The organism is Parafrankia elaeagni, from assembly GCF_000374165.1.
Lineage (GTDB): Bacteria > Actinomycetota > Actinomycetes > Frankiales > Frankiaceae > Parafrankia > Parafrankia elaeagni.
The window spans coordinates 1-10,545 of the sequence record NZ_KB893791.1 but is presented as its reverse complement, the minus strand read 5'-3'; the positions used below and the strand labels follow the sequence as shown (position 1 = coordinate 10,545).

8 protein-coding genes are annotated in these 10,545 nt (G+C 69.7%); 4 read left to right on the top strand and 4 right to left on the bottom strand.

The window, feature by feature from the left end; genetic code table 11:
- Positions 1-177: 177 nt before the first annotated feature.
- The 3 genes from B207_RS36455 to B207_RS0130610 all read right to left on the bottom strand — a co-directional run bounded on the left by B207_RS36455 (position 178) and on the right by B207_RS0130610 (position 3,199).
- On the bottom strand, positions 178-654 hold the full coding sequence (locus B207_RS36455) for a methyltransferase domain-containing protein (protein WP_230205330.1): 477 nt from the start codon (positions 652-654) through the stop codon (positions 178-180).
- Positions 655-743: 89 nt separating this feature from the next.
- Positions 744-1,721 carry an amidohydrolase family protein gene (locus B207_RS36450; RefSeq protein ID WP_268258235.1) on the bottom strand — a complete coding sequence of 326 codons (978 nt, stop codon included), beginning with the start codon at positions 1,719-1,721 and terminating at the stop codon, positions 744-746.
- Positions 1,722-2,269: 548 nt separating this feature from the next.
- Positions 2,270-3,199, bottom strand: coding sequence for an SAM-dependent methyltransferase (locus B207_RS0130610; protein ID WP_018640511.1), 930 nt, complete (start codon positions 3,197-3,199; stop codon positions 2,270-2,272).
- 240 nt (positions 3,200-3,439) lie between these two features.
- Here B207_RS0130610 and B207_RS0130605 point away from each other — a divergent pair, with 240 nt between their 5' ends.
- On the top strand, positions 3,440-4,096 hold the full coding sequence (locus B207_RS0130605; RefSeq protein ID WP_018640510.1) for an HAD family hydrolase: 657 nt from the start codon (positions 3,440-3,442) through the stop codon (positions 4,094-4,096).
- A gap of 18 nt (positions 4,097-4,114) precedes the next feature.
- Here the strand turns inward: B207_RS0130605 and B207_RS0130600 are convergent, their stop codons facing one another.
- Complete coding sequence (locus tag B207_RS0130600; protein WP_018640509.1) at positions 4,115-5,425, bottom strand: helix-turn-helix domain-containing protein; 1,311 nt, start codon at positions 5,423-5,425, stop codon at positions 4,115-4,117.
- A gap of 315 nt (positions 5,426-5,740) precedes the next feature.
- On the opposite strand from B207_RS0130600, the gene B207_RS40385 reads away from it, so the two are divergent.
- The 3 genes from B207_RS40385 to B207_RS0130585 all read left to right on the top strand — a co-directional run bounded on the left by B207_RS40385 (position 5,741) and on the right by B207_RS0130585 (position 10,508).
- Positions 5,741-5,893 carry a hypothetical protein gene (locus B207_RS40385; protein WP_018640508.1) on the top strand — a complete coding sequence of 51 codons (153 nt, stop codon included), beginning with the start codon at positions 5,741-5,743 and terminating at the stop codon, positions 5,891-5,893.
- Between the two features lie 101 nt (positions 5,894-5,994).
- Complete coding sequence (locus B207_RS0130590; RefSeq protein WP_051102726.1) at positions 5,995-9,201, top strand: lantibiotic dehydratase; 3,207 nt, start codon at positions 5,995-5,997, stop codon at positions 9,199-9,201.
- Positions 9,198-10,508, top strand: a complete 1,311-nt coding sequence (locus B207_RS0130585; protein WP_018640506.1) for a lanthionine synthetase C family protein — start codon at positions 9,198-9,200, stop codon at positions 10,506-10,508. Before B207_RS0130590 ends, B207_RS0130585 begins: the two co-directional genes overlap by 4 nt.
- Positions 10,509-10,545: the final 37 nt, after the last annotated feature.

The window sequence follows — 10,545 nt, the reverse complement described above, 5'->3', positions numbered from 1 at the left end:
CCCGCAGCCGCATCGCCAACGTCCCCCGCGGGAACGCCGCCCGCGCGACCGCCACCGTCTGCGCCGGGATCTCCGGCAGCCCCTTCGGCTGCAACGACATGTGCCCCACCTCCCGCGGCCCACGAGGCGACCCGGACCGCACAGGAGATCATGCCGCACCCACGACACCCAGCCGAATTAAGCAGCAGAGTCATGGCCCTCCCGGCCCTCGCCGGTGATCACGGTGATCGTGGTGTGGTCGAGGGCGGTGAGGGTGTCGCGGGCTGCCGCGGTGATGTCGGGATCGATATCGCAGGTAGTGACGTGCCCACCCTTGCCGGCTAGGTGGGCGAGGAGCGCGGCGGTGTAGCCGGTCCCGGTACCGATCTCGAGGACTGTCTGCTCGGGGAGCACGATGAGCTGTTCGAGCATCGTCGCGATGGTCCCGGGCGCCGATGCCCAGCTCAGCGCCGGTCCGTCGGCGGCGCGTTGGGTGACGACATCCTGCTCGGAGTACGCCACCCGCGGCGGTGTGTCGGGGAGGAAGTAGTGACGGGGCACGGCGGCCATCGCGTCCGCAACGGCCTTGGTGAGGACTTTCCCGGACCGGGTGAGCCGGCGGACCATCGCCGAGTGGAGGACGTCGGGGGAGCTGTCGCGTGTGGGGAGGGTCACGATGACGAACTCTTTCGGTGAGGTCGCCGCTGGCGGATTACGCAGCGTGCGTCGTGGTGGCGGGCCGGCGGGATGATGCCCTGTCCGAGTCAGGACCGTCCCTGGGCAAGTCGATGGTGGAGGGTGGGGAACAGCCGCAGCGCGTTGTCGCGGGCGATCGCCGCCCGGCTGCCTGCGTCCAGCGCTGGGTCGGCGCGCAGCTGGGAGAGGCTGTCCGCGACGGCGGCCGGGGGGATGGCGTGGGAGTCCGAGCCGTAGAGGATCCGCCCAGCCCCAGCCCCAGCCCCGGATCTGGTGGCGGCGAGCAGGGTGGGTGTGGCGTACGGGGACGTGGGTCCTGCGGTGTCGTAGGAGAAGCGCCGCACCGCGGCCTGCACCGATGCTGGGTCGGCGCCGTAGCCCCGGCCACGGCCGGCGATGAGGCGACCGGCAAGGTAGGGGAACGCACCCCCGCCGTAGGCGAGGATCCAGCGGATCGCCGGATAGTGGTCGAGAACTCCGGACATGGTGAGCGAGACCGCGGCGCGGGTGATCTCCGTGGGCTCATCGACCAGGAACGGTGGCACCGAGCCGGGCGAGAGGTCGGGCAGGGCTTCGGGATGCACGAGAACGACCGCGTCCCGGGCGTGCAGCGCCTCCAGCACCACATCGAACGTTTGATCGGCCAGGAGGCGGTCCACGTCGTGGGTGGTGAGGAGAACCCCGTCAGGCTGCAGCTGGTCGTACACCCGGTCGATCTCGGCGAGGGCGTCGGCGATGTCGAGGAGGGGGACGCGCGCCAGCCAGCCGAAGCGAGTCGGATGATCGACGGCGATTCCGTGCAGGCCGTCGTTCACCAGTCGTGCCAGTTCCGCACCGTGCGTAACGGTGGGTGTGAGCGCAGCAGGGATCGGCGTGGACAGCACCGCGAGTTCGGTGCCGTGCTCGTCCAGCGCTGTCAGCGTGTCGTGAGCATTCCACGGGGCGAACAGCGAGCTGTGAATACCCGGGGGCCGATCTGCCGCCGCCACCCACGAACGGACCGTGGCAGGCATTGCGTGATGATGCACATCGATACACGGGGGCAGCGCGAAGACCGGCCTCGGTCGGCCCGACGGGTCTGTGCTGTTGATGAGCTGGGTTACCCCGAGCCCTCCGGCCATCAGACCGGCCCCGAGCACCGCCCCCGACCCCAGCCCGAGTAGCCGGCGCCGTGACAGGCCCGTACCCGACCCACTGGCACGGCCCCCGGCCCCGGCCTCGGCCTCGGGCTCGGGCTCGTCGGCTGGACAGGCCGCTGGAGATCCCTGCTCGTTGGGCTGCTCGCCGTCGGCGGGCAAGAACCCGGCAGGCTCGGGGCGGTCAGCTGAGGCCGAAGAACGGCCATTGCGCTGGGGGTCGGGAGCAGAGCCCGAGCGGCGTTCGGACACGTCAAAGCCTTCCGCCACGGGACGTCAGGAATGGGGGGCGGGGGGCCGGCCGCGGCGGATAACAGAGGGCGAGCAGGAGGCTGCGTCCGTTACCGGCCGCCATCCAGACGGAGGCGAACGTGGGCCGCCCGGCCACAGCGGCTAGACCCGGACCTGCGTGGACTACCCGTATCTGCCAGCCGATGGGCATCTGCTGAGGGGCCCGGTCACGGCTTTCGGGCAAGGGCAGCCCAGACCGACACCTGCTCGTCCCGCAGGCCGCGGTCCAGATCGGTGTCGGGCCGCCATCGATGCGCCGCAACGATCCCGGGCTCGACCAGCTCCAACCCCTCCACGAACCTGGCCACCTCGGCACGGCTACGTGGCTGTGCCGAGATACCCCGCTCCCGGTAGGTCTCTGCGAGAAGACTGATGCTTCCCTCGTCGAAATCGGCGGTTACCTGTGATAGGGCTAGGTAACTGCCCGAGGGCAACGCCTCCAGCAGGCGGCCCACCACAGCGAGTGGGTCGGCCTCGTCGGGCGCGAAATGCAGCACCGCGATCAGCGTCAACGCCACCGGTCGAGACAGGTCCAACGTGTCTCGGACCTCCGACGACGACAGGATCCGCTCCGGATTGAGCAGGTCGCAGTCCAGATAGGCGGTGCGCCCCTGCGGGGAACTGGTCAGCAGCGCACGGGCATGCGCCAGCACGAGCGGGTCGTTGTCGACATAAACGACCGCTGCATGCGGGATGACGCTCTGGGCGACCTCGTGAAGATTTGGCCTCGTGGGAATACCCGTACCCACGTCCAAAAACTGGTCAATCCCGTACTCCCCTGCCAGGAAGCCCACCGCGCGTTGGAGGAACCGGCGATTTGCCTGCGCCGCGGTTACTACCTGCGGAAACGCCGCCTTCGCCGCTTCGGCGGCTGCACGATCAGCAGGGAAATTGTCTTTACCGCCCAGGAAGTAGTCGTACATCCGAGCCGAATGCGGTCGGTCCGTGTGTAGATCGGTCGGAATGATGGTGGGTCTGGAGGTGCTGTCGATCAACAGAATGTCCTCACACCATGGGCGGTGGCAGCCGGGCGCGCGCGGCGCAGATCGGACCGTGCTGTCCGCGCCACCGAACAAGACCAGCATGGGGACGGTCATGTCCCCCCGAATATGATCATGAGATCGTCTGTGGTCGCTGGGGCCCGCGTCGGCTCTTGCCGGCAGGGCCCGGCGCGTGATCCTCGCCGGCCTGATCAGGAAACCCGGACACCGGGGTGCGCGGTACCGTCCACAGACCGTCCAGTGGCAACCAGCCGCTGACGGAAGGTAGTGGCACCCGATAGCTTCATCCCGAAGGATTGAGACGTTCCGCAGTCCGACCAGCAGGGAGGGGCCCGCGTGCCGATCAGATCGGTGTTCTTCGACGTAGGCGAGACGCTCGTGGACGAGTCCCGGGAGTACGGGACGTGGGCGGACTGGCTGGGGGTGCCACGGCACACCTTCTCCGCGGTGTTCGGCGCTGTCATTGCCCGTGGACTGGACTACCGGGAGGTGTTCCAGGTGTTCCGGCCCGGATTTGACCTCAGGTCGGAGCGCGAGCGGCGCGCAGCGGCCGGGAAGCCGGAGTCATTCGGCGAGGAGGACCTGTACGCCGATGCCCGGCCCTGCCTGGCAGCGCTACGCGCCGAGGGCCTGCTGGTCGGGCTGGCAGGCAACCAGACCGTCCGCGCCGAAACCATCCTGCGGGCGCTGGACTTCTCCGTCGACGTGATCGGAACGTCGGACAGCTGGGGTGTGGAGAAGCCCTCGGCGGAGTTCTTCGAGCGCGTCGTCGCCGAAGCGGGTTGCTCAGCCCAGGAGGTGCTCTACATCGGTGATCGGCTCGACAACGACATCCGTCCTGCGCAGGCCGTCGGCTTGGCGACTGCCTTTATTCGCCGGGGTCCGTGGGGCCACATCCTCGAGGACACCGCCGTCGCCGATCGCTGCCTGTTTCACCTCGACTCGTTGACCGAGCTACCGGATCTGATGCGCAAACACAACGAGGTGACCTGACGCTTCACAGGTTGGACGTCACGATGCTGGTGACAGTGCTCTGATCTGGCCGTCGAGGTGCCGGCCGTGTTTGCTGTCTCCCAGGAGTGGTCGGATCGCGCGTACGCGGTCCAGTCCGGTCGCGTACCAGTCGGTGGTGAGCGCGTCGATCGCTTGGCCGAGATAGTCCGCGGTGCGGTCGCCGTCCTGGCCGTGGGCTCCGGCGAGATCGGCCAGGACGACGCTGCGCTGTTTGCTTCCCTGCGCGCCGAGTCGGTCCGCCGCCGCGGCCAGCCGCCGAGCGGCTTCCGGGTGATCTCCGCTGGTGAGGGCGGCGTAGCCGGCGAAGGAATCAAGGCGGGCCGCGTCGTAGAAGTCGAACCATGTGAGGTCGCTGGGAGCGTCGGGTAGCGATGCTTCGGCGAGGTCGATCTGGTGGCGGCTGGTCGCCGAGGCGCCGCTTCTGGCTTCGATCTCGGAGGACACGCAGTGCAGCCAGGACCGGACGATGGGATCGACGCCGTGCCAGCAGTGCTGGAGCGCGGCGGCGAGCAGGTTCCGCGCACTGCCGGGATCCTGGCTGAAGCCGGGAATGAAGGCCATGTGGCCGAAGACGGTGGCGGCGAGCGCGTGGTCGCCGGCTTCCTTGCTGGCGGTGAGCGCGACCTCGTAGCAGCGGGTGGCTACGGCGGGCTGGCTGAGGTCGAAGAAGGCGAGGCGGCCGGCGAGCAGCGCCGACTGGACCAGGCCGGCGGCGAGCGCCGCGCGGTGCGTCCCGTGAGCGCCACGCACGAGTGCGACGCCCAGGTGGGTGTGCGCGAAGGATGCTTCGAAGAGTGGGCGCGGGGGGCTGTTCCAGTAGAGCTCCCGCTGACCATTCGCGATCTTCGTGTAGGTCTCGGGGTCCGCCTGGGCAGATCCAGGCTGCGGGTCGCCCTCGGTCGACGCCACGGACAGCAGCGGGCTCAGCAGCGGCAGCGCGCCCGCTCCCAGGAGTGTGCGAAGGACGGCGGCCCGATCCCAGCTCGCGTCACCAGCCGCACCAGAAGGCATGCCGTCCACCTTCCCCATCGTGATGTCAGGGCGCATCTTGAGTTCGTCTGGTGTGAGCAGGCCGAGCTCGCTCGCGGGCTTTCCGAACACGGTCACCAGGTGTTTGCGGTAACGGGGCTCAGGGCGCCGCTCGCCGGTCTCCCATCGCCTGACCGTGTTGGCGCACAGGCCGGTGTACGTCTCGCCGGCGTGGTCCATCTCCAGGCTGATACGGCGGGCGACCTCGTCGTGTGACCAGCCGCGTTGGAGTCGTTCCCAGGCCAGATTCCGGTTCGGGGGATGGCGGTTGCTCGCCACTCCGCGCCTCCAACGGCTCGTCGGGCAGGTGTCGTCGACCACGATGACGCTATCGGAGGTTGCTACCTTCCGTCATCACCTGGTTGCCCGTGGACGGGCCGTGGACGGTACCGCCCACGCCGGTTGCCGGGTTTCCTGATCAGGCCGGCGAGGATCATGCGCCGGGTCCTCCGGGTGAGAGCCGACGCGGGCCGCAGCGACCAGGGACGGGGGGAGGAGTGGCTGCGGTAGCGAGTTTTAGCCCCCGGCAGGACGGCACCACTGGAGTCCTTCAACGGCCCGTTCCGCAACGTAACGGGCGAGACAGGGAGTGTGATGACCATGGACGCCTTCACGTCCGATGTGACCACCGCGGGGATCGGCGAGCTCGACCTCGACGTCTCGATCGTCGAGCAGGGCAGCGCGGCGGACGCGCTGCTGTGCACCACGGACAACGGCTGCTCGACGAACAAGAGCACCGACTGCTGACATCACCGCGCGTCCGGGTGCTGCGGGACCGCACCGTCCCGCAACACCCGGGCCTGTGTGGTCGGTGTGACGGACCGCTCTCACCAGACGGAGGCGATGTCGTGGGCTCCTGGCGCAGTCCGCTGGTCTACACGCCCCTCGACGCTGCGCTGTTCCGCGCCGCTGCTTTGCCAGACGTGTCAGCGAAGGCCGTAGCCGCTGATGCCTGGCCTGGTATGAACTGCGACGACGTCGTGCTCTGGTGCAGATGGTTGGCTGAAGTCTGGGCGTATCCCTCCGTTGCCCACGCCGTTGAGATCGCGAGTCCGGCGCTGGCAGCCGGCGTGGAGGAAGCGTGCCGCGGGGCCCGGCCGTCCGCGCGGCGGGCCCGCCGGCTGGGGTTGGCAATGGCGCGCTACCTGGTACGGATGAGCCGACGGGCGACGCCCTTCGGCCTGTTCGCTGGCGTGGCCCCCGCGCGCTTCGGCGTCGAACCTGTGCTGCGGTGGACTGGTGCTGACCGCCCCTACCCGCGGGCGGATGCGGTATGGCTGACGGCGTTCGTCGCCCGGCTGGAGTCCATGAGCGATATCCGCGCGGCGCTGACGGTGACTGTCAATGACCTGGCCTCGACACGCGGCAGTCGGCTCGTCATCCCGTGGCGCCCGCATGCCCACCCACCCACGGAAGCCTTTCTTCCCGCCGAGGTATCGGTCCGCCACAGCCGAGCGGTGCAGACGGCGATGGCGTGCGCGAAGACTCCCGTCCAATTTTCCGATCTTGTTGAGTCGGTGGGGCGCACGCTCGGTCTTCCTCGCCCTGACGTCGAGGTCATGCTCGCCCAACTCATGACCTGCGGCCTCCTCGTCAGCAACCTGCGGCCACCTGCGACGTGCACGGACGCCCTCGCGCACGTTCTCGACGCGGTGAAGGGCTTCGCGGGCACGGGCGCACCAGCCACCACACACGGGCCCGATCACAGCCCTCGCAGTTCCCCTGCTGGCCTCCTCCGGGACCTCGGCTTGATCCAGACCGACCTCATGGCAGCACGCGACCTGGACGGCCCGTCGGCCCGGCCCTATCTGGCCGCGATGCGTGAGCGGATGCGGGCGGTGTGCGCGGTGGTCGAACAGCCGCTCGTGGTTGATCTGCGGCTGGACTGCACGGTGGCGTTGCCAGAAGCCGTGGCGGCGGAGGCCGCTGCAGCGGCCGGGGCTCTGCTGCGGCTGTCCCCTCACCCGGCTGGCACCCCATCGTGGCGCGACTACCACCGCAGCTTCCTGGACAAGTTCGGCGAGTCGGCACTGATACGAGTCGAGCAACTGGTCGACCCGGTGGTCGGCTTGGGCTATCCGGCGCACTTCAACCGCGCGGAGATGGCATCTCCTGACGGCAGGTCGCTCCGGGACGAGCTCCTACTGCAGCTCGCTCAGCGGGCGGCGCTCAACGGCGAGCAGGAAGTCGTGCTGAACGACACCACCCTCGATGTCTTGCCGGCGCCGGCGGAGGCGTCCTGGGCGGAACCGCATGTGGAGATCTGCTTCGAGGTCCTGGCATCGTCGATGGCGAACCTGTCCCAAGGCACGTTCACCCTGCTGATCACGGGTGTCAGCCGCGCCGCGACCGCGATGAGCGGCAGATTCCTCGACCTTCTGCCCGAGGCCGATCAGCGCAGGATGGTGGCTGTCTTCCATCAGCTACCAACGGCGGTCGATGGCGCTGTGGTGACACAGCTGTCGTTCCCGCCAGGGCACGCCCGCCTGGAGAACGTCACCCGCACCCCCCGCATCCTGGCGGACTGGATCTCCCTCGCCGAGCACCACGGGCGCCAGCACGGCAGGATCCCGTGGACGGATCTGGTGGTCACGGCGGACAGCGAACGGTTCTACCTGGTGTCGCTGTCCCGCCGCACCGTCATCGAGCCGTTGTTGACACACGCCGCGGCTCGGCAGACCTTCCCACCGCTCGCACGGCTGTTGCATGAGCTGCCCCGTGCCGGCGCCGGAACCGTCGCCCCCTTCTCGTGGGGTGTGGCGAGCTGTCTCCCGTTCCTGCCGAGGGTTCGTCATGGTCACGCGGTTCTGGCCCCGGCCCGATGGCGCATCCTTCCTTCCGAGCTCCCGGGCCCGCAGGCAGGAGACCAGGAATGGGCCGACGCGCTGGGACGGTTGCGGGAGCGGTTGGGGCTGCCCCGCCAGGTAAGCACCGGCCGGGCGGATGTGCGGCTGCGGCTAGACCTCGCTGAGCGGATGGATCGCGATTTGCTGCGTGCCGAACTCGACCGTACCGACGGTGTCCTGAGTCTCTCCGAAGCGCCAGATCCAGGTGAATACGGCTGGGCTGGCGGCCGAGCCCACGAGATCGTTGTCCCCGTGGCGACCACCGCCGCCCCGCGCCCCGCGCCCGCAGTCGTGACGGCGCCGGGTCTGATGTCGGTCACCGACGCGGCATCCGGAATCCTGCCCGGATCGACGGTGCTCTTCGCGAAGCTGTACTGCCATCCGGAGATCATCGACACGATCCTCACCGGCCACCTACCCGCGCTGCTCGATGCCTGGGAGGTCCCTCCCCAGTGCTGGTTCATCAGGTATCGCGACCCTGCCCCGCACCTACGTCTGCGGCTCCGCCTCGTACCGGACGCCCGGGGTGCCACCGACAGCTACGGTCGGGCTGCAGCCCAGGTCGGCGCCTGGGCGGAGCAGCTGCGGGCACAGCGTCTCATCGGTGATCTGGTGCTCGACACCTACCATCCCGAGACGGCCCGCTACGGCGACGGCGAAGCACTCGCCGCGGCCGAGAACCTGTTCGCCGCCGACTCTGCTGCTGTCACCGCCCAGCTGGCCGCCCAAGCCGCAAACCGGGCACTGCACCCCGCGGCCCTGACGGCAGCCAGCATGGTCAACCTGACCTGCGCATTGATCGGTGACAGGCACGCGGGAATGCGATGGCTTCTGGACAACCGGCAGGCCTCCGGGGCGCCAGCGCAACGGCCGGTTCTGCGCCAGGCCATCGCGCTGTCCCGGGCAGGTCACGGCCGCCCCGCTCCCGACGCCGCCATCCCCCAGCTTCCGGCCGCGGTAGGGGACGCCTGGGACGCGCGGCGCTGGGCCGCCGAACACTATGCGACCCAGCTCGCCGCAACACCGGGTCGGCCCGGCCACAGCGAGGTCCTGGGGTCACTGCTGCACCTGCACTACGTCCGTGCCCACGGCATCGACTCGGCGGCGGAGCGCGCCTGCCACCGACTCGCCCGAGCGGTCGCCCTTGCCTGGCACAACACCGATCAGCAGCAGGCCCGTTTCGTCCCGGCTGGGGTGGAAGGCGCATGACCGTGGTCAGCGAGACGCGAACCCGCACGGCCATCATCGCCACCGAACTGGCCGACACGCTGGCCGTGCCACCGCCTCCCGAACCAGGCAACGACCGGAGCCCCAGCAGCTCCCGCTGGCGGGGCCAGTCGCTGGCCGAGGGAGCGGCCGGCGTCGCGGTACTTCATGGCGTACGTGCCAGCGCCGACGTCGGCGACTGGGCCACCGCAGCCGCCTGGCTGGCAGCCGCTGCCAGCGAAGACCTTTCCGCGGGGCCGAGCGCCGGCCTGTGGTTCGGCGCCCCGGCGGTCGCGCTCGCGCTGACAGCGGCAGCCCCACCCGGCTGCTACCAGAACGCGGCCCAGCGGCTACGTACCTCCGTCGAAAGGCTGGTCGAACGTCGGCTCATGGCGGCCCACGCACGGATCGACGCGGGCCAACGACCGGTACGCGCCGAGTTCGACCTCGTCCGAGGCCTGACCGGCCTCGGCACATACCTCGCCATCCACAACCCCGACAGCGAGCAGCTCCGCCAAGCCCTGACCTACCTTGTCCGGCTCACCGAACCGGTACCTGCCACCGACACGGCCGGGCGGGCCGCACCAGGCTGGTGGACTACCGACATCCCCACCACAGCACCACCCGGACCTTTCGCGGACGGACACGCCGACCTGGGCATGGCCCACGGCATCGCAGGACCGCTTGCCCTGCTGGCACTCACCCACCGCCGCGGGATCCTCGTCGCCGGCCACACCAACGCTCTCGAGCGGATCTGCCGCTGGCTGGACACCTGGCGCCAGGACGGCCCCGCCGGACCTTGGTGGCCTGAACGGATCACTGCCAGCGAGCTGCTGGCAGGTCGACCGACCCAGCCCGGCCCAGGACGCGCATCCTGGTGCTACGGCACTCCCGGTCTGGCCCGCGCCCAACAGCTCGCCGCCATCGCCCTGGCTGACACCGCCCGGCACCAGCGGGCCGAGGAAGCCCTCGCCGCCTGCCTCACGAACCCCACCCAGCTCGCCCGGTTCGTCGACCCGGCGATCTGCCACGGCTGGGCGGGCCTGGTCGCCACCGTGCGCTGCGCCGCCACCGATGCCCGCTTCTACCCGCTCGGCAGCCACCTCCCCGACCTGGTCGCCCAGCTCCTCCACAGCCTCGACACAGCGCACAGCACCGGCTGGCGACTCACCGGCCTCATCGACGGCGCGGCAGGGATCGCCGCAGTCCTGCACGCCATCGCGACCGATACCGGCGCCATCTGGGAGACCGCTCTCCTACTCGACCTTCCACCGGCTCAGCCGGCCCCACACCCGGCGGCCAGCGAGTGAGCACTCCCGCAATCAGGCCCGCCTGGTGCGGGTTGAC